22 protein-coding genes and 1 pseudogene are annotated in these 21,746 nt (G+C 66.3%); 12 read left to right on the forward strand and 11 right to left on the reverse strand.

The window, feature by feature from the left end; all coding sequences use genetic code 11:
- A pseudogene (locus DIE13_RS02430) lies at window positions 1-443 on the forward strand (ISNCY family transposase); the annotation flags it as partial.
- Window positions 444-781: 338 nt separating this feature from the next.
- On the opposite strand, the gene DIE13_RS02440 reads toward DIE13_RS02430, so the two are convergent.
- Window positions 782-1,165, reverse strand: a complete 384-nt coding sequence (locus DIE13_RS02440) for a hypothetical protein (protein ID WP_124825668.1) — start codon at window positions 1,163-1,165, stop codon at window positions 782-784.
- A gap of 249 nt (window positions 1,166-1,414) precedes the next feature.
- Between DIE13_RS02440 and DIE13_RS02445 the strand changes: the two genes are divergently transcribed.
- Both DIE13_RS02445 and DIE13_RS02450 read left to right on the forward strand, forming a co-directional pair.
- Window positions 1,415-1,852, forward strand: coding sequence for an Hsp20/alpha crystallin family protein (locus tag DIE13_RS02445; RefSeq protein ID WP_124825669.1), 438 nt, complete (start codon window positions 1,415-1,417; stop codon window positions 1,850-1,852).
- Window positions 1,853-1,867: 15 nt separating this feature from the next.
- Window positions 1,868-2,275, forward strand: a complete 408-nt coding sequence (locus DIE13_RS02450; RefSeq protein WP_124825670.1) for an Hsp20/alpha crystallin family protein — start codon at window positions 1,868-1,870, stop codon at window positions 2,273-2,275.
- A 355-nt stretch (window positions 2,276-2,630) separates the two neighbouring features.
- Here the strand turns inward: DIE13_RS02450 and DIE13_RS02455 are convergent, their stop codons facing one another.
- Complete coding sequence (locus DIE13_RS02455) at window positions 2,631-3,848, reverse strand: alpha-hydroxy acid oxidase (RefSeq protein WP_124825671.1); 1,218 nt, start codon at window positions 3,846-3,848, stop codon at window positions 2,631-2,633.
- A gap of 103 nt (window positions 3,849-3,951) precedes the next feature.
- Here DIE13_RS02455 and DIE13_RS02460 point away from each other — a divergent pair, with 103 nt between their 5' ends.
- Entirely contained in the window at window positions 3,952-4,839 is an 888-nt protein-coding gene (locus tag DIE13_RS02460; RefSeq protein WP_124825672.1) for a LysR family transcriptional regulator, read from the forward strand.
- A gap of 56 nt (window positions 4,840-4,895) precedes the next feature.
- On the opposite strand, the gene DIE13_RS02465 is transcribed toward DIE13_RS02460, so the two are convergent.
- Window positions 4,896-6,215 carry an MFS transporter gene (locus tag DIE13_RS02465; RefSeq protein WP_124825673.1) on the reverse strand — a complete coding sequence of 440 codons (1,320 nt, stop codon included), beginning with the start codon at window positions 6,213-6,215 and terminating at the stop codon, window positions 4,896-4,898.
- Between the two features lie 400 nt (window positions 6,216-6,615).
- Between DIE13_RS02465 and DIE13_RS02470 the strand changes: the two genes are divergently transcribed.
- The 3 genes from DIE13_RS02470 (at window position 6,616) to DIE13_RS02480 (ending at window position 8,309) form a co-directional block, all read left to right on the forward strand.
- Window positions 6,616-7,035 carry an organic hydroperoxide resistance protein gene (locus DIE13_RS02470; protein ID WP_124825674.1) on the forward strand — a complete coding sequence of 140 codons (420 nt, stop codon included), beginning with the start codon at window positions 6,616-6,618 and terminating at the stop codon, window positions 7,033-7,035.
- 63 nt (window positions 7,036-7,098) lie between these two features.
- Window positions 7,099-7,425 carry a DUF4148 domain-containing protein gene (locus tag DIE13_RS02475; protein WP_124825675.1) on the forward strand — a complete coding sequence of 109 codons (327 nt, stop codon included), beginning with the start codon at window positions 7,099-7,101 and terminating at the stop codon, window positions 7,423-7,425.
- 140 nt (window positions 7,426-7,565) lie between these two features.
- Window positions 7,566-8,309, forward strand: a complete 744-nt coding sequence (locus tag DIE13_RS02480; RefSeq protein ID WP_124825676.1) for a GNAT family N-acetyltransferase — start codon at window positions 7,566-7,568, stop codon at window positions 8,307-8,309.
- A gap of 111 nt (window positions 8,310-8,420) precedes the next feature.
- On the opposite strand, the gene DIE13_RS02485 is transcribed toward DIE13_RS02480, so the two are convergent.
- The 3 genes from DIE13_RS02485 to DIE13_RS02495 form a co-directional block, all read right to left on the reverse strand.
- Entirely contained in the window at window positions 8,421-8,876 is a 456-nt protein-coding gene (locus DIE13_RS02485; protein ID WP_124825677.1) for a MarR family winged helix-turn-helix transcriptional regulator, read from the reverse strand.
- A 241-nt stretch (window positions 8,877-9,117) separates the two neighbouring features.
- A complete protein-coding gene (locus DIE13_RS02490; protein ID WP_124825678.1) occupies window positions 9,118-9,489 on the reverse strand; it encodes a GFA family protein in 372 nt (123 codons plus the stop codon).
- A 141-nt stretch (window positions 9,490-9,630) separates the two neighbouring features.
- Complete coding sequence (locus tag DIE13_RS02495) at window positions 9,631-10,731, reverse strand: nitronate monooxygenase family protein (protein WP_124825679.1); 1,101 nt, start codon at window positions 10,729-10,731, stop codon at window positions 9,631-9,633.
- Window positions 10,732-10,921: 190 nt separating this feature from the next.
- On the opposite strand from DIE13_RS02495, the gene DIE13_RS02500 reads away from it, so the two are divergent.
- The 4 genes from DIE13_RS02500 (at window position 10,922) to DIE13_RS02515 (ending at window position 15,583) form a co-directional block, all read left to right on the forward strand.
- Window positions 10,922-11,554 carry a 5-formyltetrahydrofolate cyclo-ligase gene (locus DIE13_RS02500; RefSeq protein ID WP_124825680.1) on the forward strand — a complete coding sequence of 211 codons (633 nt, stop codon included), beginning with the start codon at window positions 10,922-10,924 and terminating at the stop codon, window positions 11,552-11,554.
- Between the two features lie 14 nt (window positions 11,555-11,568).
- Window positions 11,569-12,252: a hypothetical protein gene (locus DIE13_RS02505; RefSeq protein ID WP_124825681.1), complete on the forward strand. Its 684-nt coding sequence runs from the start codon at window positions 11,569-11,571 to the stop codon at window positions 12,250-12,252.
- A 323-nt stretch (window positions 12,253-12,575) separates the two neighbouring features.
- Window positions 12,576-13,685, forward strand: a complete 1,110-nt coding sequence (locus DIE13_RS02510) for a hypothetical protein (protein WP_124825682.1) — start codon at window positions 12,576-12,578, stop codon at window positions 13,683-13,685.
- A gap of 440 nt (window positions 13,686-14,125) precedes the next feature.
- The gene (locus DIE13_RS02515) at window positions 14,126-15,583 is read left to right on the forward strand and encodes an MFS transporter (protein ID WP_124825683.1); all 1,458 of its coding nucleotides are present in this window, start codon (window positions 14,126-14,128) and stop codon (window positions 15,581-15,583) included.
- Between the two features lie 70 nt (window positions 15,584-15,653).
- On the opposite strand, the gene DIE13_RS02520 is transcribed toward DIE13_RS02515, so the two are convergent.
- From DIE13_RS02520 to DIE13_RS02540, 5 genes are all read right to left on the reverse strand, one after another.
- Window positions 15,654-16,547 (reverse strand): LysR family transcriptional regulator, encoded by an 894-nt coding sequence (locus DIE13_RS02520; protein WP_124825684.1) that lies wholly within the window; start codon window positions 16,545-16,547, stop codon window positions 15,654-15,656.
- 108 nt (window positions 16,548-16,655) lie between these two features.
- Window positions 16,656-17,483: an alpha/beta hydrolase gene (locus DIE13_RS02525; protein WP_124825685.1), complete on the reverse strand. Its 828-nt coding sequence runs from the start codon at window positions 17,481-17,483 to the stop codon at window positions 16,656-16,658.
- Window positions 17,484-17,720: 237 nt separating this feature from the next.
- The gene (locus tag DIE13_RS02530; RefSeq protein WP_124825686.1) at window positions 17,721-18,104 is read right to left on the reverse strand and encodes a VOC family protein; all 384 of its coding nucleotides are present in this window, start codon (window positions 18,102-18,104) and stop codon (window positions 17,721-17,723) included.
- Window positions 18,105-18,119: 15 nt separating this feature from the next.
- Complete coding sequence (locus DIE13_RS02535) at window positions 18,120-19,082, reverse strand: hydroxymethylglutaryl-CoA lyase (protein ID WP_124825687.1); 963 nt, start codon at window positions 19,080-19,082, stop codon at window positions 18,120-18,122.
- Window positions 19,083-19,104: 22 nt separating this feature from the next.
- Window positions 19,105-20,295 carry a CaiB/BaiF CoA-transferase family protein gene (locus tag DIE13_RS02540; protein ID WP_124825688.1) on the reverse strand — a complete coding sequence of 397 codons (1,191 nt, stop codon included), beginning with the start codon at window positions 20,293-20,295 and terminating at the stop codon, window positions 19,105-19,107.
- A gap of 251 nt (window positions 20,296-20,546) precedes the next feature.
- On the opposite strand from DIE13_RS02540, the gene DIE13_RS02545 reads away from it, so the two are divergent.
- On the forward strand, window positions 20,547-21,512 hold the full coding sequence (locus tag DIE13_RS02545; protein ID WP_124825689.1) for a D-2-hydroxyacid dehydrogenase: 966 nt from the start codon (window positions 20,547-20,549) through the stop codon (window positions 21,510-21,512).
- Window positions 21,513-21,746 lie beyond the last annotated feature (234 nt).

Below are 21,746 nucleotides of genomic sequence, written 5' to 3' on the forward strand. Positions count from 1 at the left end.
AGCTGATCGACCGCCAGATCGAGGTCTGGGAGTACCCGGATGGGCGGATCGAACTCCGGGCTGACGATCGTGTGTTGCGCTGCCGGCAATACGATCGCCTGGCCGAAATCGATCAAGGTGCCGTCGTCGAGCACAAGCGCTTGAGTCATGTGCTGCAGGTCGCGCAAGCCCTTCAGGCGCAACGCGATAACAGTCGAATCGGCAAAGCTCCGTCTCGAACACATCGAGGCGACTCAACCCGGACCGACCGAAACGAACCGCAAGCGGGCAAGAAGAAGCAACGCGAGATCACGCAGGCCGACGTCGAGCATGTGATCGTGGATCTGGCGCAGCGTCGGCAAACCGCAAAGCCGCCAACCAAACCTGGCCGTCGGTCTGCAAAGGCTGGAGAAACAACCGTGAGCGCCCTGCCCGTTCAGGCGCCGACCTTCGACACTGTGTAACGCTCAAAACGAGGAAAAAGACGCAGCAAAACCAACCTTAAAACCGGACATTTCCAAATGGCTGGAAGGTGGACATCTGAATCCGGGTATGACATTGGTTGTAGTGGCTAGATAGAAATGTCCGCTTTTGGCTACATAGAAATGTCCGCTTTCGGACCGCGTAAGCTGACCGGCCGCCGGGTGTCCGGCGCCGGAGGCTGCGATGGCTGCAACGGAGCGGATCACGATGACGATGCGCGAGCTGGACCGATTCAAGGTCATTCAGGACGTAGCCGACGGCCCGCAGGCTGCTCTGGTGTTGAAGCACGGGCCGCACGGCAATGCGCCGGACCGATCGCTCATTGGATCGGCGGTACCGCCCCCAGCTTTTCCGACAACATTCGCTCATACACGCCAAAGTGCAGATCGACCTCGTTCTGCGTGACGTGGGTGACCGTGATGTTGATCTGCTCAGGTAACAGACCCAGCACGACCGCGACCGCTGCTTCAAGTTGCGGTGCACAGATCTTGTCCTCCGTCATCGTCGTGCCGACCAGCGCCTCGTAGGTCTTTTCCTGCCGACAGACGACCTCGACGAGTCGCGCCCGCGCACTCATGTTGTTGTCGATCGCGAGCCTGACGACCTCCACGACGGTGCGCATCGTCTCGGTCGGAAAACCCTTCGTCGAGCGCAGCCGGATACGATGCCTGCCCAGCGTAAGCCAGTCCGTGTCGAATTCCATGGCGTCCTCCGCATGCCGTTTCGAACCACTTCGATGATGGGCGCCAGCTTCAAAATTTCAAGTGCAGGAATTCGCCGGCACCTCTTGAAATTTTCCGTAGAGCTCCTATCTTGAGTTTCGCTCAGGCAGACGTGCGAGTCGCTTCATTCCGCACGCTGCGTGTTTCGATTTGTTTGCCAGCAGTCTGGCAGGCGAACTGGAGCGCGTAGGCCCGTTCGCCCCCCGGCTGCACTCAAGGAGGATACGATCATGAGCGATCTTTACTTCGGAACCGACCTCTTCAGCGAGCTTGACCGGCTGCAGCAGATGGCGCAGCTTTTCGGCGGTTTCCCGTCAAGCATCCGCGCCGGCCGTTTCGGCGCGTTTCCTCAGATCAATATCGGTGCGACCGACGAGTCGATCGAGATTGTCGCCTTCGCCCCAGGCCTCGACGTCACCGAACTCGACGTATCGGTCGACAAGGGCCTGCTGATCATCAGCGGCGAACGCAAATCGACACAACCCGACACGGGTGGCGAGACGCGCACCTATACGCAGGAGCGCTTCGCCGGCACCTTCCGGCGGGTCATCGAACTGCCCGACACTGCCGATCCCGACAAGGTTCAGGCGCGCTACGACAATGGCTGCCTGTCGATCAGTATCGGCAAGCGCGAATCGTCCAGGCCGCGCGCCATCACTGTCCAGTAACCCGAGGAGCCGATCATGACCGACATGACCCAACTGGCTGAACGCGACCGCGCCACCGCCGCGCGTCGCGACACTGAACAGCCCCGCCGGATCACACTCACCCCGGCCGTCGACATTTACGAGGACAGCCAGGGCGTCACGCTGTGGGCCGACCTACCCGGTGTGACGAAGGACAAGCTGGACGTCAGAGTTCACGACAGCCGCCTCTCGATCGAGGCCGAGGCGGTTGTGCCGACGCCGGCAACGCTGCGGCTGCAGCATGCCGAGGTCCGCGAACCGCACTTCGCCCGGACGTTCACGCTGTCGCCGGACTTCGATACGTCAAAGATCGACGCGAGCCTCCAGGACGGCGTGCTGAAGCTGACGATCCCGCGCCGCGACGAGGCTCGCCCGCGACGCATTGAGGTCAAGACCGGCAACTGACTCGTCAATGACGGCACGTTGGCCGCACGGGCGGCAGCGATCGCGCTGCCGCCGCCATGAATCAGGGGCGGGAAGTTCCGGTGTCGGTGTCACGCAGGCGTCCTGGAAAAGACATGTGACTCGTACCTTCATGACCGGCCGCGAAGCCATGCGGATGGCGGTCACGTTCCAAACGCCTGCAATGACGCGCGAAGGACATCCGTGCAGCGATCCCCCTGCCCTGATGCCGATCGCCCGTCATGCTGCGAGGCATGTCGAAACGAACCCGGCCGCGTTTTCGCATGCGCGAGTTTTTATAAAAAATCGATCTATTGTGATAAGAAAAGTTATCCCGATAGATGCATTATTTTACGAATCAGACTTTCCGGATCAACACGTCCTGCGTCAAACGGCTGCATCGATCGACGCCCAGCATCGCCATGTTCCGGTCCACTTCGTCGCGCAACAGGCCGATCGCGTGCAGCACGCCCGCCTCGCCGGCCACCGCCGCCGCGTAATTGAACGGCCGCCCGACGAATACCATCCGTGCGCCCATGGCGACCGCCTTCAGCACGTCCGATCCGCGCCGAAAGCCGCTGTCGATCATCACCGGATAATCGGCGCCGAGCGCGCGGACGACGTCGGGCAGGATTCGCATCGGCGACACGGCGCCGTCCAGCTGGCGGCCGCCATGGTTGGACAGGATGATCCCGTCCGCGCCCACGTCGCGCGCGATGACGGCGTCTTCCACACTGAGGATGCCCTTGATCACCAACTCGCCCTTCCACTCCTGCCGGATCCGCGCGAGGTGTCCCCAATCGAGATGGTCGCGCGCGGAGAAATCCCGCAGCACCGACGACGACAGGATCGGCGCGCCGCGTGTCGCAAAGGAATTTTCGAAATGCGGCATGCCGTGCGCGAGAAGCGTCCGTGCGAAGGTGCCCGCGAGCCAGCGCGGGCGCGTGATACCGTCCCAGAACAGCCGCGGGCTGGGGCGCAGAGGCGTACTGAAGCCGGTGCGCGCGTTGTTCTCGCGATTGGCGGACACGGGAATGTCGACCGTAATCACGAGCGTCCGGTAGCCGGCGCGCGCGACACGTTCGAGCAATGCGGTGATGCGCCCGGCATCGCCGGGCAGGTACGCCTGGAACCACGTGCCCGGCGCGGCGGCGGCCACCTCCTCCAGCGGGATGAGCGACGAGCCGCTCATGATCGACGCGATGCCCGCACGCTGCGCGGCGCGCGCAAGCACGATATCGCCGCGATAGGCCGACAGCGCATGGATACCCATCGGCGCGATGCCGAACGGCGACGCATAGCGCCGTCCGAACAGCTCGACCGCCTGCTGCCGTTGCGACACGTTGCGCAGCACGCGCGTGGCAAATCCGTACTCGTCGAAAACGGCACGGTTGTCGTCGCGCGTGCGGTTGTCTTCCGCCGCGCCGCTGACATAGCCGAAGATCGGGCGCGGCAGCACGCGGCGTGCCGCAGCCTCGAAATCGTGAAGACTCAGCATGTTGCGCAGTACGCGCGGCGTACGCGTATCGGCCTGCGGGCGGCTTGTTGCGGGATGGGAGGATGCGGACGGGGTCATTTCAGCGGCCTGTTATCGAATCGATGCGGGAATTTTAGGTACGCGCGAGGTTCATAAAAAGCGATAATCTTCCAATGAATTTGTTCGATAAAAGCGAAAGACAATGGCGACTCCGACTCTCAAGCAACTCGATGCGTTCTACTGGGCTGCGACGTGCGCAAACTTCTCGACCGCGGCGCAACGGCTGCATCTGTCGGTGTCGTCGTTGTCCAAGCGCATCAACGAACTGGAGCAGGTCGTCGAGCGCACGCTGTTCGACCGGAGCGGGCATCGGGCCGTGCTGACCGACGACGGCGAGGCGTTGTTGCCGGCCGTGGTGCGCGTGCTGGAGTCCGTCGCTGCGCTGCAGGACTCGGTGGCACGGGACGAAGGACTGAGCGGCCGGCTGCGCTTCGGGGTCGGCGAGCTGTCTGCGTTGACGTGGCTGCCGCGTTTCGTGGCGGCCGTCCAGAAGCAGCATCCGAAGCTGGCGCTGGAGCCGTATGTCGACGTGGGGGCGGCGCTCGAGGAGAAAGTCGACGCGGGCGAACTGGATTTCGCGGTCATCGCGGGCCGCTCGTCGCGCGGCAGCGTGCTGTCGCAGCCGGTCGCGGAAGCGCGGTTCGCGTGGATGGCGGCCGACGCGCTGGTCGGTAGCGAGCGCGTGCTGACGCCGGCGCTGATCGCCAGCCACGCGCTGGTGCTGCTGCCGTCCGGTTCGGGCGTGACGCGCATTCTCGACGACTGGCTGCTGGCGTGCGGCATCAATCACGCTCGCAGGATCGCGTGCAACAACTGGAGTGCGGTGGCCGGCATGTTGCGCGAAGGCGTCGGCATCGGCTTCCTGCCGGTCGACTGGGCACGCGCGCGGTTGGGCGGCGACCTCGTGGAGCTGGCGAGCGAGCCGCCGCTGGCGCCGCTTCCGTATGCGTTCCAGTGGCGTCGCGGCGACGTGCGCGGACTGATTCCGTCGATGTTGTCGCTGGTGCGGCAGCACGCGGATTTCCGCTGACAGGTGCCGGGCCGCCCGGCGTTACGCGCGGGCGGCCCGGCAGATGCGTGCGATCGTCACGCTTCGTCGATGCGCGACACGCGCTTGGGATCGGGCATCCACAGGTAGCACAGCAGCGAAACGAGCACGCAGGCCGACACGTAATAGAAGAACCACGCTTCGTGTCCGATGCTCTTCATCCACAGCGCGACGTATTCGGCGGTTCCGCCGAACAGCGACACCGTAATCGCGTACGGCAATCCCACGCCCAGTGCACGCACGCCGACCGGGAACAGCTCGGCCTTCGCAACGGCACTGACGGACGAATACAGGCTGACGATCAGGAGTGCGACGATGATCAGCGCGAGTGCGCCGCCGGTCGTCTGGACGCCGCTGAGGGCCCGGAAAATCGGCACGGTGCAGAGCGTGCCGAGTACGCCGAACGCGATGAGCAGCGGGCGGCGGCCGATGCGATCGGACAGGCTGCCGAAGATCGGCTGCATCACGACGAACGCCAGCAGGCTGAGCACGGAAACCATCGATGCGTTGGCCTTGCTCATCCCCGCGCTGTTGACGAGGAATTTCTGCATGTACGTCGTGTACGCATAAAACGCAACGGTGCCGCCCAGCGTCAGGCCGGCCACGATCAGGCATTCGCGCTTGTGGCGAAACAGGTCCGCGATCGATGCGTGGCGACGCTTGCTTCGGCGATGTTGCTCGAACGATGCCGTTTCCTCCATGTTGCTGCGCAGGAAGATCGCGCTGCAGGCGAGCAGCGATCCGAGCAGGAACGGTATGCGCCAGCCCCAGCTTTCGAGTTGCGCGGTGGTCAGGAAAAACTGTTGCAGCACCACCAGGACGCCCATCGCGAGCAACTGGCCGAGCGACAGAGTCGCGAACAGGAAGCTCGAATAGAAACCGCGGCTGGACGGGTCGGCCATTTCGCTCAGGTACGTTGCCGAACTGGCGTATTCGCCGCCGAGGCTCAACCCTTGCAGCAGGCGAGCCATGACCAGCAGCACGGGCGCGGCGATGCCGATGGTCGCGTAGCCGGGCGTCAGGCCGATGATCAGCGAGCCGGCACACATGGCCAGCACCGAGACGAGCAGCGCGGCCTTGCGCCCTTTGCGATCCGCGTACATGCCGACGAGCCAGCCGCCAATCGGGCGCATGATGAAGCCGACGGCAAAGATGGCCGCCGTATTCAGCAACTGTACGGTCAGGTTGCCGTTCGGAAAGAACGCCTTCGCGAAGTACAGCGAAAACGCCGAATAGACGTACCAGTCGTAATACTCGATGAGGTTGCCTACCGATCCGCTGAAGATGGATCGCAGGTTCGCGAGGGTTCCGGTCCGCCGGGAATCCGTGGCCGTTGCAACAGGGCTGACGCGCGACACGTGAGGTCTCCGTTTCGATTGTGCTCGTTGTCCGGGCAAGCGCGGGCCGTGGGCGCCCCGCCTTGCGATCGGGTGCGGCAAGGTTAGAAGAGACGGTGCTTTGTAGAAAGCGAAATAATGACAATGAGTTTGTTCGCTTTATGGAAAGTCTGGGTGGGTGAATCGCCCTTCTCCACCGCATGCCCGGAACCGGTCATCTTCCCGCGCCCCGATTATCAGGGCTCGATCGTCGAAAAGCCTTGTTGGAAAAGGCGCTGTGCGTTTCAGATACATTGAAATAAAAAAATATCGTATGCGATTTAATCGAATGCGCTTGACGTGCTGAAGCGCGTCGACCAAACTGCATCGCATGCGATCGAATCGCATCCTGGACAAACTTTTGAACCTGATGGAGTGAACGATGAGCAAGATCGAAAAAGTGCTGTACACGGGCAAGACGCATACGACTTCCGGTGGTCGCGACGGCGCCGCGCGCAGTTCCGACGGCCGCCTCGACATCCAGTTGTCGTCGCCGGGCAGCGCGGGCATCGGCACCAACCCGGAACAACTGTTCGCAGCCGGCTGGTCGGCCTGCTTCATCGGCGCGATGAAGCTTGCGGCGCGCGCGGCGAAGGTGACGCTGCCGGCCGATCTCGCGGTCGATGCCGAAGTGGATCTTGGCACGGGCGGCAACGCGTACTTCCTGCAGGCGCGCCTGAACGTGAGCGTGCCGGGGCTCGACCGTGACGTCGTGCAGCACATCGTCGATACCGCACATCAGACCTGCCCGTATTCGAAGGCGACGCGCGGCAACATCGACGTCGAGATCCGCGTTGCCTGAGCGTGTCGTCGGGCGGCGTGCCGCCCTTGCGCATGTCATTCCATTCTCTTGTCGAGGTAAATGATGAAAACCCGATTGATCGCTGCCCTTCTCGTCGCCGTGTCCGCTGCCGTGGCTGCACCGGCCTTAGCCAACGAATCCGGCGTGACGCGTGCACAAGTGCGCGCCGAACTCGTGCAGCTCGAGGCGGCCGGCGATGCGCCGGGCCGCGCGAACGATCCGAACTATCCGGACAATCTGCGGGCCGCGCTGAAGCGGATTCGCGACACCGATGCGACGGTGACCGACCCGCAGGCATCCGGCTACGGCCGCAACGCCGACAGCGCGACGCAATCCGGCAGTCACGGCACGATCCGCACGGCCGAGCGCTCGATCTACTTCGGACATTGAGCATCACGCCGAAGCCGGTGGCAGCGTCCATCACATCAAGCGCATGCGATGTAATCGTGCGCGGCTTTGTTGGTGTGCTGTCGGCATAGACGATCCCGTCTATGCTGTGCGACGGACAGCCTTCACTCGAGGAACCGGCGATGCTGAAAGCAACGACAGGACCTGCAGCAGACACGCAGCACCCGCTCGACAACGCGGTATGGAACGCACTCGCCGGCGCGCAGCGCCGTTTGGCGCTGGGCGGCGATCGCGCGTTGCGGTTTCTCCCGACGGTCGCGCCGTTTGCCGGCATGGCCGAGCGCAGCGCGGCCGCCTTCGACGCATTGCGTGGCTTGATCGAAGCACATGGGCCTGCGGCGCTCGTCACGCCGGACGAAATCCCGACGCCGGCCGGCTTTTCCGTGGTCTGGCGCGCGGTGCTGCATCAGATGGTCTGGCAGGGAGCGCTCGACGACGCGCGTCCTTTCGAGCATGTCCCGCTGACCGAGGCCGACGTGCCGGAGATGCTCGAGCTGATCGCGGCGACGGAACCGGGCCCGTTCGGCCCGCGCACGATCGAATTCGGCGGCTATATCGGTGTTCGCAGGGAGGGCCGGCTCGTGGCAATGAGCGGTCAGCGGCTGAAGGCCGGCGGGCATGTGGAGATCAGTGCCGTGTGCGTGGATCCCGCGTTCCGTGGTCAGGGGCTCGCGGCGGGATTGATTCGGTCGTTGATCGCAACCTGCCGCGCACGCGGGGAAACGCCGTTTCTGCACGTGCTCGCGTCGAACCGCGTCGCGATCGAGCGCTATCTGGCACTCGGCTTCGTCACGCGCCGCGACATGCATTTGCTGGTGCTCGGGAGCACGGCAACCGCGGCGAGTGAGCCGGAGAAGCGACCTTGACCGACGGGGTGCATCGGCCGCTGACGGCCTGACAGGCTTGGTAAATCCGGAGATGACGGTGGCCGGCGAAAGCCGCTTCGCCGGCCGGATATCGAACCTGCGTCTGTTCGCCTATTCGTTGACCGAGTCGATCAGATTGCCGCGCAGCGTGACGATCGCCTTCTGCATCTTCGCGAATTCGTCGGGTTTCAGGCCGGTCGCTTCGATCAGGTTCATGTCGAGCCCTTTCTCGCGCACGCGGCGGCCGCTTTTCGTCAGGCTCACGAGCACCTGGCGCTCGTCCGACGGATCGCGATGCCGCTCCAGATAGCCCATCGCCTCGAGCTTCTTCAGGATCGGCGTCAGCGTGTTCGATTCGAGGAACAGCTTTGCGCCGAGTTGCCCGACCGTCTGATTGCCCTCTTCCCACAGTGCAATGATGGTGATGTATTGCGTATACGTGAGGCCGAGTTCTTCGAGGATCGGTTTGTACGCCTTGCCGAACGCAAGGTTCGTCGAATAGATCGCAAAACACAGAAACTCGGACAGCTTCGGCGTGGCAGGCGATTGTGCTTCGGTCGGTTTCATGAACGTCCTCCATCGACGCGCGATCGGTCGCAGATGAACGCATTATATGTCGCGTGCGATCTTATCGGAAGCAAGACTATCGTTGCCGATCAAGAAGATGCGCGAACCTGGACGTCCGCTCGGTGTCAGTTTCGCGCGCCGCTTCGCTGTCGGCTCACCGACAGCAGCGAACACTGCACCGGATACGCGATTTCGGTCGCGCGGCCGCCGGCGGCAAACCGCGGGATCATCAGCCAGCGCTTCATGCGTCCTCCACGACGGAAAGACTCGCGCCGTCGGCGACCGACGCGTCGAACGCATACGGATCGACACCGTCGAGGCAGCCGAGATTGACGCGCCAGCATCCGGGATCCTTGCGCGTCTGGTGGAACGGATAGACGCCGCAGCGGCTGCAGAAATAGTGACGGGCCGTGCGCGTGTTGAAGCGGTAGAGCGTGAGCGCGCCCTCGCCTGCGACGATTTTCAGGTCGCTCGCGGGGAACATCGGGCTCATCAGCGCACCTCGGCGGCGGCAGAGGCTGCAGTTGCAGCGAGCCGCCGGCGCAAGCTCGGTACGGACTTCGAATCTGACGGCCCCGCAATGGCAGGACCCTTTGAACCACGTGGCAGACATGACGCGCTCCTCGAGAGGTCATGCCTGCGTTATAGCAGACGCATGTCGATGCGTTGTATCGCTCTGTATCCGCACGGCGCGCAGATACAGAGCATTGCAATTTTGCGGCGCCGGATGCGTGTGGCCGCGTATATCTGGAAATCAGTCCAGTACGTGCTGCAACCGCGCGATGGCCGCGCGCGTTTCGCGCTCGAGCGTCGCGAACAGTTCGGCGGCCGGCAGCGACCGGACGAGCGGCGCGGCCTGCCCGGCCCATTGCGCGCCGTAGCCGAACTCGCCTTTTGCTTTCGCGGCCGCATGCAGCGCCTTGCCCGCGTCGTAGGCGATCGGATAGGCCGGCGTGGCCGGCGCGTCCGGATCGTCGCCGAGCGCGGTCAGGCGGTTCGCGAGGCCGCGCGCGATACGGCCGGAAATCGCGCTCGTGAACGTCGTGCGCCGTGCGGCGTCGCCGAGGATCGCGCGACGATAGCCGTCGTCGATCGAAGTCTCCGGGCAGGCGACGAAGGCCGTGCCGAGCTGTGCGGCCTGCGCGCCGAGCGCGAGCGCGGCGGCAACGCCGTCGCCGTCCATGATGCCGCCTGCCGCGATCACCGGCAGCGCGCATTCGTGCACGATCAGGCGCGTCAGCGCGAACGTGCCGAGCCGGTCGTCGTGAGCCGTCGAGTCGAACACGCCGCGGTGCCCGCCGGCCTCGATGCCCTGCGCGACGATCGCGTCGATGCCGGCCGCGGCAATCTGCCGGGCTTCGTCGAGATTCGTCGCGGCCGCGAACAGCGTGGTGCCCGCGCGCTTCAACGTGGCGATCGCCTCATCGGACGGCAACCCGAAATGAAAGCTGACGACGGCGGGTTTTTCATCGAGCAGCATCGCGAGCATCGCGTCGTCCGCGACGAAGCTCGTGTAGATCTCCGACAGCGCCGCGGGCGGCGTCGCCCCCTGTTCGCGAAACGCGGGCGCGAGCCAGTCGAGCCATGCGCGCTCGACGGCGGCGTCGGCGACGGCCGGCTGGTGGCAGAACAGGTTGATGTTGAACGGCCGGTCGGTGAGCGCGCGCGTGTCGCGAATCATCTTGCGCGCACCGTCGGCGTTCGTTGCGCCGACGCCCAGCGAGCCGAGGCCGCCCGCGTTCGACACGGCCGCCGCCAGCACTGGCGTGCTGACGCCGGCCATCGGCGCCTGGATGATCGGGACGCGGATGCCGAGCGTGCGCAACAGCGTCCGGTTGTCGGTCGGGTGATTCATCGTCGGTTGCCTCCGGTGGGCTGCCGAAGCACGCACCTGCCGCGGCGGCGGCAGGTATCGCGCTTCCGGTTTCCTCGTAGAATAGCGGACCGGGAAACCGCATCCAAGGCCGTCAGCGCGCAGCGTTCGCCGAACGCTTCGCCCGACATCAAGCGGTTTCACGGCATCACGAACAATACGAAGACAACTCATGAAAAGAAGAACATTTCTCGTGCTGCCCGCCGTGGCGGCGTCCGGTGTGCTCGCCGGCTGCACCAACTTCGGTCCCGTCACCAATCACGTGATGAAGGATCCGGAATACCGGGAAACGCTCTCGGCGTTTCTGATCAGCGCGGACGGGAAGAAACTCGTCGTGCTCGGCACGCGCTATCACTACATTTTCGATGTGCCGCCGGCCCTTGCCGTCAACCTCACGGCGCCCTATCGCCCCAAGCTGTATACCGATTTCGACGATTTCGAGACGCACGGCGACACGATCACCGGGCGTTACGTGTTGCAGCTCTCGCGCGAAGATGCACCGGCCGGCTCCGAACTCCGCGAGCGCGCGCTTGCCGACGGCTTCAAGGACCGGGGCTACGAGCTGACGGAAAGCGGCACGATCAGCGGCAAGCGTTACCAGCCGAACGACGTCACGCCGTCGTCGATCCCGCAGGCGTTCAATCATGCATACAACGTCAAGGTGATCGAGCGGCCGTCGGTGCTCGGCCAGGGCGCGAAGCTCGCGCTGTCGCCGATCACGATGGCGGCCGATGGTGCGATCGGTCTCCTCGGTTTGGCCCTGTTCCCGATCGCGCTCACCGCGTTCGTCATCGCGGCGCATTGAAACTGGAAGCAACCATGAAAACGTTCCCCCGCAAGATGTTCCGGATCGGCTGCATGGCCGGCTGCCTGATATTCGCGCAACACGCCGTCGCCGAGGACGACTGGGACGCCGCCCGTCACGTTCGTGCCGACTGGGTGTTCGCGTCGATCAAGGAAAGCGACGTGCGGCCGACGCTCGAGCGCACACTGAAGGACCAGGTGCGATGGGCCGAACTGCCCGGCAACGCGCCCGATACGGGTGAGTTCCGCTGCACGAAGCTCGCGTTGCCGCCGCCGTCGGCCGATGCACAGGCGGCGTTCGACGCAGCGCCGTCGCCGCGCGGCCGCGACGCCGACAAGGCGTATGCGAAGGCCGCGTCGCTCGGTTCCTGGCGCGCGGCCGCGCGTCTGGTGAACAGTTCGCTGGAGGACGAGGACTGGGAAGGCGCGCAGCCGGCGATCGCGTGGCTGCTCGTGCATCATGTGCCGGCCGGATACAACAAGCTCGCGGACGTGCTTCAGGCGATGTCGGGCTACGACGGCGATACGCCCGGCGAGCGCATGCGCGGGATGATCGCGTCGCTGCGCTGGCGTGCGGCACGCGAGGGCGACCCCGTCGCTCAGATGGAGATGGCCGATCTGTTCGAGAAGCTGGGCAAGACGGACGTCGTCACCGCGCTGCGCACGTGTGCGACGCAGCAGAATCCGGAACTGAAATGATGCGCGGGCCGGTGCGTTCGCGGCATGTCCGCACGCAAAGCACCGGCCGGTCCGATATGGGCATCGTTGGCCGCGCATGCGATATGCGCGGCTCTCCCTGGTCGCCGGCATGTCGAGAAAGGGGATCGCGCGACCGGCTGTCGTTGCCGCGCGTGGCGACGGATACCTGCATCGCATCGAGGCGTGAGCGAACGTACATGTCGGCTTTGCCGGCGGCGGAAAGACCGGCGGGCCGGCCACCGCACCCGTACCGCGATACCTGATCCGCCCGGTCGGAGCGCTTCGTGAAATACTTGCGCCACGCGTCTCTCCGGAACCTCGCGATGAGCGAAATACCCGCCGCACCCTCGTCCTTCTTCCTTGCGCGGCGTGTGCTCGCATGCGCCGCGGCGCTGCTGTGCGCCGCGCCGGCGATCGCGGCTTCACCGGTGCGCGACGCTCGCACGGCGCAACGCATCCTGTTTGTCGGCGACAGCCTCACGCACGGCCGCTACACGCCCGTGCGTTCGTACGGCGCGATGAGTACCGGCGAAGCGGCGATCGCCGGCGACGCGTCGGTCGTCGATGAAAACTACGGGCAAACCGGCGCGCGCGCGGAACGCGAACCGGGCCCGTGGGGTGGCATTCCGGGCATCGTCGCGCGCTTCGCGCTCGAAGCCGGGCTCGACTATGAGGTTCATCTCGAGGCGATGTCGGCGACGAGCCTCGCGAAACACGACCGCGTCGCATCGGACGTGATCGACCGCCCCGCCTGGGATGCGATCGTGCTGCAGGAACTGAGCGCGAAGCCGCTGCCGTTCGCGCTCACGCACAGCCGCGCCAGCGATCCGGCCGGCTTCTGCGCCAGCGTCGCGAAGCTGGCGCGCGGCATTCGGGCGGCAGCGCCGCATGCACGCGTCTATCTGTACGAAACCTGGCCGCGCGCCGATCTCGCGCGAGCGCTCGCCGGAGATCCCAACAGCGACGGCTTTCACGCACGCTACGTCGAGCGTCTCGCCGCGATCGTCGCCGCGTATCGCGATGCGTACGAAGGCGCACGCCGGACCGATTCGTCGATCGTCGCCGTCGCACCTGTCGGACGCGCGTGGCAGCGTGCGTGGGCGACGGGCGTCGCCGCCGCCGATCCGTATGCGCCGCCCGTCGCGCCGCTGCTGTGGTACGGCATTCGCGCGCAGAACGACCCGCCGATCTCGCGGCCCGACTATCTGCATCCGGGCGTGCTCGGCGCGTATCTGAGCGCGCTCGTGCTGTTCCAGCAGATCAGCGGCGTCGACGTCCGCACGTTGGGGGCGCGCGAGCAAGCGGCCGCGCAGCTCGGCATCGCGCCGGACATGGCGGCAAGCCTGCAGGCCGTCGCGTCGGATACGGTGCGGCATGAACAGGCGGACGCAAAGGCGGCTGCCGAACACGCTGATCCGTGCGCATCGCCATGAACCCGGATGGCGCACGCCGGTCGCTGCACGTCTTTCGCCAACGGGCAGACGAATACGCGCGATGAGGTGCGCCGCGCCGGCGCCTTCCGCCGTACTGATGTGGAATGTCGCCGCGCGCCGTGATAGTCGGCCGCAGCCGTTCGACTTCAACGCCTCATGGTTTTCCCTGCCCCGACGCTCGCCCGGTGGCCGGGCCCGCATCGGACGCCCGCCCCGTGGGCGTTTCGCAGCCTTTCTGAGCAGGAAAGGATGCTTGAGGCATCCGCAATTATCGAGCCACGCGAATTCGCCGACCATGTTTCGGACGATCGGCGCAGCCCGCGCATTCGGCCTTTCACGGGCCGTGCGAGCCCCGCCGTCGCATCGCGCGACCGGGCCCGTGATGCCGGCCGCGAACGGCCGGGCGCTGCGCCGCGGCATATCGATAATCAGGAGACACGATGAACAGCCAATCCCTCGACCTCGGCGGCAATGCGGGCGGACCCGCGTCCGCAAGATCGTCCGCGGGCCGGGCCGGCGCCGATGCGGCGCTCCTTCCCGCCCGCGGCATCACGCTCGGCGAATTCATGGACGACCTGCCGGTCGGCGCATTGCACAGGTTCGTCGTGTGGGTGATCGGCATCGGGCTGTTCTTCGACATGTACGAGATCTTCCTCGTCAGCACGATCGGCACCGCGTTGCAGCATGAATACGGACTGAGCCGGGAAAGCGCCGATTTCAAGCTGCTGCTCGCGTCCGCGTTCATCGGGATGTTCGTCGGCGCGATCTGCCTGGGCAGCCTCGCCGACCGGATAGGCCGCCGCAAGGCGTTCCTGATGACGCTCGTCTGGTACAGCGCGTTTTCGCTGGTCGGCGCATTCTCGGTGAACGCCGACATGCTGGTCGCATGCCGGTTCCTGACGGGCATCGGCGTCGGCGCGATCTATCCGGTCGCCGACAGCTTCCTGTCCGAAATCCTGCCGAAGGAAAAGCGCGGGCGGCTCGCCGCGTGGGCCTACACGACCTCCTACGTCGCGGTGCCGCTGGTCGGCTTTCTCGCGCTGTGGCTCAACCCGCTGCATGTTGCGGGCGTGGCCGGCTGGCGCATCATCCTCGCGATCGGCAGCCTCGGCGCCGTGTACGTGCTGCTGATCCAGCACCGGTTGCCGGAAAGCCCGCGCTGGCTGCTCGCTCAAGGCCGCACGGCGGAAGCACATGCCGCGGCGCGGCGCTTCGCGCAAAGCGCCGGCGTACACGCACCCGAGCAGTTTGCCGAATCGGCTGAACCGCAGCGGCCGCTGGGCATCGGCGAGCGCATTGCGTTGCTGCGCCGTCGGCCGTACGGCAAGCGCTATCTGATGCTCGCGGTGTTCCATCTGTTCCAGGGCTTCGGCTATTACGGGTTCGGCACGCTCGCGGGCACGGTTGTCAAGAGCCGCGGTTTCGACGTGACGGACAGCACGCTGTTCATCGCACTGTCGTTCATCGGTTATCCGGTCGGCTCGCTGCTGTCGATTCCGCTGCTGAACTGGATCGAGCGCCGCACGCTCGTGATCGTGTCGATCCTGTCGATCGCCGCATTCGGGCTGGGCTTCGCATATTCGGGCAATACGGCGCTGATCGTCTGCTTCGGCTTGCTGACGACCTGCGCGTCGAACGTGTTCAGCAATGCGTATCACGTGTACCAGGCCGAAATCTTTCCGGCGCGCGTGCGCTCGACGGCGATCGGCAGCACCTATGCGCTGTCGCGCATCGTCAGCGGCGCGCTGCCGTTCATGCTGCTGCCGGTGCTCGCCGGTTACGGCGCGGGTGCGATGTTCGGCGTGATCTCGATTGCGCTCGGCATCGTCGCGGTCACGCTGCGCGTGCTCGGGCCGCTGACCACGCGGCGCAGCCAGGACGACATCAACCCGGTGTAATGCCCGGTGAAATGCGACAACCGCGCGGGGCGTGCCGATGCTTGCCTCGCGCGTCGCGGTTGAGGCGCGTTCAGCGCGCCGACATGAAATCGAACAGCTTTGCGATATCGGTGGTCAGCACGGTGCCGGCCTTCACGCCGACCCAAAGCGTGCGCATCGCCCACGCATCGTCGAGCGTCACGACCCCGAGCCGCGCTGCGCGCTCGCTGGTCACCGCGTCGCGCGGCAGCACGCCGATTCCGAGCCCGGCCTCGATCATCCGGCTCACGCCGTCGAAATTCGATACCTGGATGCGCAGCTTCAGCGAGCGTTCGGCCGCGAACGCGGCGTCGGTCATCCGCGCGAGCAGCGAACTGCCGTCGCTCAGGCCGACGTAGTCTTCATCGAGCGTATCCGCGAAGCGGATGCTGTCGTGCGCAGCGAAGCGATGTCCGCGCGGCACGAGCAGCACGAGTTCGTCGCGCCGGTACAGCCGGCGTTCGATGCCCGGCGCCGGCACGTTGTCGGCGAACACGCCAAGATCGGCCTTGCCGGACGCGAGCGCGTCGACGATCTCATGGCTCAGCCGCTCTTCGAGACTGACCTTGATGCCCGGATTGCCGGTGAGGAACGCGGCGAGATCGGCCGGCAGGAACTGGACGATGGCCGACGTGTTGGTCCACACGTGGATATGGCCGCGCACGCCGGCGACGTAGTCGCTCATCTCGTGCGCCATCCGGTTGACCTGCTCGATCACCTTCGCCGCATGGTCGAGCAGCGCGCGGCCCGCGGGTGTCAGTTCGACGCCGCGCGCGTGTCGGACGAACAGCGCACTGCCCGTCACGCTCTCGAGCTCCGCAATGCGCTTGCTGACCGCGGACAGCGTGAGCTGGCCATGTTCCGCCGCCTTGGTCAGGCTACCGTGCTCGGCGACGAGCGCGAACACGCGCAGCGACTGCAGATCGAAATGAAGCGGGTTCACCATGTCGTGGGTCCTGGGGGAAAGCCGTGCGGCGCGCGCGGTCGGTGCCGGATCGGCCTGATGCCGATCATACGCGCGGCCGTGCGGCCGTGCGGCTGTGAAATGGCCCGGTCAGCGCGACGTCAGCGCCTGCAATGCCGCGAGCATCGCGCCGTCCGGCTTCGCGAGATCGTCGAGCACCGAGAAATGCCGCATGCCGGGCAACCATGCGCGCGCAACGTGTTCGCCGGCTGCTTCGCATGCGTCGGCGTATTCATGCGCTTGCCGCACGAGCTCGGGCAGCTCGGCCGCGCCGACCGCGACGACGGTCGGCGCACCAGGCTCGACATGGTGCAGCGGGCTGTACGCGGCGATTTCGTGCGCGGTGAGCGTCAGCTTGTCGTCGAGCACGCACAGCGAGATCGGTTCGAGATCGACGAGCGGGCTGATCGCGAGCGCCGACACGACGGCCGGATGTGCGCGATGCACGGCCGTCAGGTGGCCGCCCGCCGAATGGCCGCTCAGGTGGAGCGGCCTGCCGGCGGTGCCGATGCCGTCCGGATCGGCCGCGAGATGATCGAGCAACGCGCCGATTTCAGCGACGATATCGGTCATCGATGCGGCCGGCGCGAGCGTGTATTCGGCGAGCACGACGTCGAAGCCGCGTGCGAGCGGGCCGGCCGAGGCGTACGCGAAATCCTCTTTCGCGCAGTGTTGCCAGTAGCCGCCGTGAATGAACACGAACAGCGGTGCGTCGGGCCGGCCGCAGTGCAGCCAGTCGAAGCGCTGCGCGGGACGCGGGCCGTAACGCAGGTCGCGGCTGCCGGGTGTCGCGTCGTACAGCGCTGCGCTGCGTGCCTGGCTGGACGCGAGCACCGCCGGGAAATCGGGAATGGCCTTCGTGTTCAGGTAGGCGGCGTCGAGTGCCGCGCGGTCCATGCCGCGATAGAGGATCGTCATTCGGGAAGCACCTGGTCGGATTGCGGATGCGCGGGTCCTGCGCGGAGCCCGCCGAGAAGGCGGCGGACAGGCCGACGCCGTCGTTTCATTATCCGCAGCGCGGGCGGGCCCGACTATCCGGAATCGGCGAGCAGGGTGCGCGCCTGTCCGCTTTCGGCGAGGGACTACGGTGCCGCGTGGTGGACAGTGCATGGACGCGTGGACAGGCGCGGGGAAGCGCCGCGCCACCCTGCTCCGTCAGATCGGCTCCGAGATCTCGATCAGGTTCAGGTCCGGATCGCGCACGTACACCGAGCGGATTTTCCGTGTCGCACCGGTGCGCTCGACGGGCCCTTCGACGATCGGCCATGCGACGCGCCGCAGATGCGCGATCACGTCGTCGAGCGGCACCGACGCGATGAAGCACAGGTCGAGCGCGCCCGGCACCGGCACGTGCGCCTTCGGCTCGAACTCCGCGCCGCGCACGTGCAGGTTGATCTTCTGGTTGCCGAAACGGAACGCGAGCCGCCCCGCGCCGAAGGTTTCGAGCTGCATCTGCAGCACCTCGGTGTAGAAGTGCTTCGTCCGTTCCGGATCGACGCAGGTCAGCACGAGGTGGTCGAGGTGGTCAATCAGCGCCATGTGATTCGCTCCTGTTCATGAGAAAGCCCGCTGCGCCGGCATGTCGCCGGCTTCGGCGCGCGGCGCCGGGTGAAGATCCCCGCGCCGCCCCGCCTTCAGGATCTGGCTCGGCACGTCGTGCCCGATCAGTTCGGGCAGCCGCGCGGCCGCGGCAAGCACGGCTGCGAGGTCGATGCCGGTATCGTAGCCGTCGAGCGCGAGCATGTGCACAAGCTCTTCGGTGCACGCGTTGCCGGTCGCGCCCGGTGCGTACGGGCATCCGCCGAGCCCGCCGAGCGAGGCGTCGAAGCGGTCGATGCCCGCATCGAGCGCGGCGAGCGTGTTGGCGAGCGCCATCCCGCGCGTGTTGTGAAAGTGCAGCGTGAGCTGCAACACGCCGAAGCGCTCGCGTGCGCGTTGGCCGAGATCGCGTACCTGCGACGGAAACGCCATGCCGGTCGTATCGCACAGCGTGAAGCCGTGCACGCCGAGATCGGCGAACCGCTGCATCCATGCGAGCACGGTTTCCGCGCGCACGTCGCCCTCCATCGGGCAACCCATCGCGGTCGACAGCGACACGTTGATCGCGACGCCCGTGCCGCGCACCGTGTCGATCACGTCGCGCAACTGCGCGAACGACTGTTCGCGGGTCATTCGCAGGTTCGCGCGGTTGTGGCTCTCGCTCATCGACATCACGAGGTTCACTTCGTCGACGCCGCACGACAGCGCGCGCTCCGCGCCGCGCAAGTTCGGCACGAGCACCGTATAGACGACGCCCGGCGCGCGCACGATGCCGTGCATCACGGCCTCGGCATCGCGCAGTGCGGGAATCGCCTTCGGCGACGTGAACGACGTGACTTCGATCTTCGCGTAGCCGCATGCGCTCAGCGCATCGACGAGCGCGATCTTGTCGTCGGTGTCGACGAAGGCCGCTTCGTTCTGGAAACCGTCGCGTGTCGCGACTTCGTGGATGTAGAGTCGTCGGGGTTGTGTGCGCATGTCGTCGCTCCTGGGGGGCCGTTCAGATCACGCCGCGCGTGCGCCAGTCGTCGCGCGTCGCGGCATCGATGCCGATCGATTCGAGTACGGCATCGGTATGCGCGCCGAGCGCGGGCGCCGCACGCTCGATGTGTCCCGGCGTCGCGCCCAGTTTCGGCACGATGCCCGGCACGAGCACCGGCGTGCCGTCGGGCAACGCGGCGTCGACGATCATGTCGCGCGCGCGGTAATGCGGGTCGGCCGCGATGTCGGCGACGTCGTAGATGCGTCCGGACGGAATGCGCGCTTCGTTCAGCGCGGCCAGCACGTCGTCGAGATCACGCTGCGCGCTCCATTCGCCGATCGCCGCGTCGATGCGCGCGACCTGAGCGACGCGGCCGTCGTTGTGCGCGAGCGCGGGATCGTTGCCGAGGTCGGGGCGCGCGATCAGCGCCATCAGGCGCCGGAAGATGCTGTCGCCGTTGCCGGCGATCAGCGCGTACTTGCCGTCGCGGCACCGGTACGCGTTGGTCGGTGCGATGCCGGGCAGGCTGCTGCCGGCCGCCTCGCGCACCGCGCCGAACGCCGAGTATTCGGGCAGCAGGCTTTCCATCATGTTGAAGACCGACTCGTACAGCGCAACGTCGACGACCTGCCCCTGGCCGCCCTGCTGTTCGCGATGCCGCAGCGCGAGCAGCACGCCGATCACGCCGTGCAGCGCCGACAGCGAATCGCCGAGCGACACGCCCACACGCACCGGCGTACGGCCGGGCTCGCCGGTCAGGTGCCGCAGGCCGCCCATCGCCTCGGCGATCACGCCGAAACCGGGCCGGTCGCGGTACGGGCCGGTTTGCCCGAAGCCGGACACGCGCAGCATCACGAGTCCCGGGTTGATGGCGGACAGCGTGTCCCAGCCGAGCCCCCAGCCTTCGAGCGTGCCTGGCCGGAAGTTCTCGATCAGCACGTCGGTTTCGGCGACGAGGCGGCGCACGACGTCCTGCCCTTCGGCGGTACGCAGGTCGAGCGCGAGCGAGCGCTTGTTGCGCGACTGCGCGGCCCACCAGACCGACGTGCCTTCGTGCAGCAGCCGCCATTTGCGCAACGGGTCGCCGACGCCGGGCGGCTCGACCTTGATCACGTCCGCGCCGAATTCCGCGAGCATCCGGCCCGCGAACGGCCCGGCGATCAGTTGGCCGAGTTCCAGCACGCGGATGCCGTCCAGGGGTCTCGTCATGACTGTCTCCGATGAAATCGTGTTGTCGATGACGGCGATCATGACGGCGTTCGCGCCCGGCGAAAATCGATCGATGCTCAACCAGCCTTTCCCGGACGGAAAGGCTGGCAGGCGTGACGATACGACGTACGTTGCATCGGCCTTTCCATCCGGGAAAGCGCACTCGCGCAACGGTCAAGCCGGGCCGCGCGCGCCGTTGGCAGAATCGTTGCCGTTGCGCGCCCGCCGGGCGCCCGTCAGCGAGGCCCGCCATGTTTTCCAGCTCTTCTCCCGCGAAGATCGTGTTTCTCGACCGCGCGACGCTGTCGCCGCAGACCGTGTTGAAGCCGTTGCCGTTTCCGCACGTGCTCCATACGTTCGAACGGACGGCCGCGTTCGAGGTGGCCGAACGCATCGGCGACGCGGACATCGTCGTCACCAACAAGGTCCGGCTCGACGCGGCGGCACTCGCCGATGCGCCACACCTGAAGATGATCGCGATCGCGGCCACCGGCACCGACATCGTCGATCTCGATGCATGCGCGGCGCGCGGCATCGTCGTCAGCAACATTCGCGGGTATGCGGTGCGCACCGTGCCCGAGCACACGTTCGCGCTGATCTTCGCGCTGCGGCGCAGCCTCGTCGCCTATCGCGACGCGGTGCGGGCGGGACGCTGGCTCGACAGCGGACAGTTCTGCTTCTTCGATCACCCGATTCGCGACCTGGCCGGCTCGACGCTCGGGATCGTCGGCGACGGCGTGCTTGGCCGCGCGGTGGCCGGCATCGCGCGCGCGCTCGACATGCGCGTGCTGTTTGCCGCGCACGGCGACGCGCGGGGAGACGATCACGTGCCGCTCGACGCGCTGCTGCACGACAGCGACGCGATCACGCTGCACTGCCCGCTCACGCCGGCCACGCGCAACCTGATCGACGCACGCGCCTTCGCACGGATGGCGCGCCGCCCGTTGCTGATCAATACCGCGCGCGGCGGAATCGTGGATGAAAGCGCGCTGGTCGACGCGCTGCAGTCGGGGCAGATCTCGGGCGCGGGGTTCGACGTGCTCACGCAGGAGCCGCTGCCGGCCGCGCATCCGTTTCACGCGATTCTGTCGCATCCGGCCTTCATCCTGACGCCGCATGTCGGATGGGCGAGCGACGAGGCGATGCAGGCGCTGGCCGACCAGCTCGTCGACAACGTCGCCGCCTTTGCGGCGGGCGAGCCGCGTAACGTCGTGTGATGCATTCGGGAAGCGGCGATCGTTTCGACCGCGCAGACAGAACGGCCCCGCTCGATTGCTCGAAGCGGGGCCGGCTGGATTCGGGGTCGCGGGTGCCGACGACTCGGCGCGTCGATCAGCGCGCGTGCATCCGCGCAGTCTTGCGACCAGGTTGCGGATTCCCCGGGTGCGCTACGCGAACGAACGCCGGCTGCCAAAGCGGCCGGACGCGTCTGAAACGGATTTCGATGCGCG

The organism is Burkholderia sp. Bp9016 (assembly GCF_003857765.1).
Taxonomy (GTDB): Bacteria; Pseudomonadota; Gammaproteobacteria; order Burkholderiales; family Burkholderiaceae; genus Burkholderia.

Bases quoted from the DNA above. Each gene is read 5' to 3' on its own strand.
- DIE13_RS02440 (WP_124825668.1), bottom strand. From the start codon at position 1,165: ATGGAATTCGACACGGACTGGCTTACGCTGGGCAGGCATCGTATCCGG.
- DIE13_RS02445 (WP_124825669.1), top strand. From the start codon at position 1,415: ATGAGCGATCTTTACTTCGGAACCGACCTCTTCAGCGAGCTTGACCGG.
- DIE13_RS02450 (WP_124825670.1), top strand. From the start codon at position 1,868: ATGACCGACATGACCCAACTGGCTGAACGCGACCGCGCCACCGCCGCG.
- DIE13_RS02455 (WP_124825671.1), bottom strand. From the start codon at position 3,848: ATGACCCCGTCCGCATCCTCCCATCCCGCAACAAGCCGCCCGCAGGCC.
- DIE13_RS02460 (WP_124825672.1), top strand. From the start codon at position 3,952: ATGGCGACTCCGACTCTCAAGCAACTCGATGCGTTCTACTGGGCTGCG.
- DIE13_RS02470 (WP_124825674.1), top strand. From the start codon at position 6,616: ATGAGCAAGATCGAAAAAGTGCTGTACACGGGCAAGACGCATACGACT.
- DIE13_RS02475 (WP_124825675.1), top strand. From the start codon at position 7,099: ATGAAAACCCGATTGATCGCTGCCCTTCTCGTCGCCGTGTCCGCTGCC.
- DIE13_RS02480 (WP_124825676.1), top strand. From the start codon at position 7,566: ATGCTGAAAGCAACGACAGGACCTGCAGCAGACACGCAGCACCCGCTC.
- DIE13_RS02485 (WP_124825677.1), bottom strand. From the start codon at position 8,876: ATGAAACCGACCGAAGCACAATCGCCTGCCACGCCGAAGCTGTCCGAG.
- DIE13_RS02490 (WP_124825678.1), bottom strand. From the start codon at position 9,489: ATGTCTGCCACGTGGTTCAAAGGGTCCTGCCATTGCGGGGCCGTCAGA.
- DIE13_RS02495 (WP_124825679.1), bottom strand. From the start codon at position 10,731: ATGAATCACCCGACCGACAACCGGACGCTGTTGCGCACGCTCGGCATC.
- DIE13_RS02500 (WP_124825680.1), top strand. From the start codon at position 10,922: ATGAAAAGAAGAACATTTCTCGTGCTGCCCGCCGTGGCGGCGTCCGGT.
- DIE13_RS02505 (WP_124825681.1), top strand. From the start codon at position 11,569: ATGAAAACGTTCCCCCGCAAGATGTTCCGGATCGGCTGCATGGCCGGC.
- DIE13_RS02510 (WP_124825682.1), top strand. From the start codon at position 12,576: ATGAGCGAAATACCCGCCGCACCCTCGTCCTTCTTCCTTGCGCGGCGT.
- DIE13_RS02515 (WP_124825683.1), top strand. From the start codon at position 14,126: ATGAACAGCCAATCCCTCGACCTCGGCGGCAATGCGGGCGGACCCGCG.
- DIE13_RS02520 (WP_124825684.1), bottom strand. From the start codon at position 16,547: ATGGTGAACCCGCTTCATTTCGATCTGCAGTCGCTGCGCGTGTTCGCG.
- DIE13_RS02525 (WP_124825685.1), bottom strand. From the start codon at position 17,483: ATGACGATCCTCTATCGCGGCATGGACCGCGCGGCACTCGACGCCGCC.
- DIE13_RS02530 (WP_124825686.1), bottom strand. From the start codon at position 18,104: ATGGCGCTGATTGACCACCTCGACCACCTCGTGCTGACCTGCGTCGAT.
- DIE13_RS02535 (WP_124825687.1), bottom strand. From the start codon at position 19,082: ATGCGCACACAACCCCGACGACTCTACATCCACGAAGTCGCGACACGC.
- DIE13_RS02540 (WP_124825688.1), bottom strand. From the start codon at position 20,295: ATGACGAGACCCCTGGACGGCATCCGCGTGCTGGAACTCGGCCAACTG.
- DIE13_RS02545 (WP_124825689.1), top strand. From the start codon at position 20,547: ATGTTTTCCAGCTCTTCTCCCGCGAAGATCGTGTTTCTCGACCGCGCG.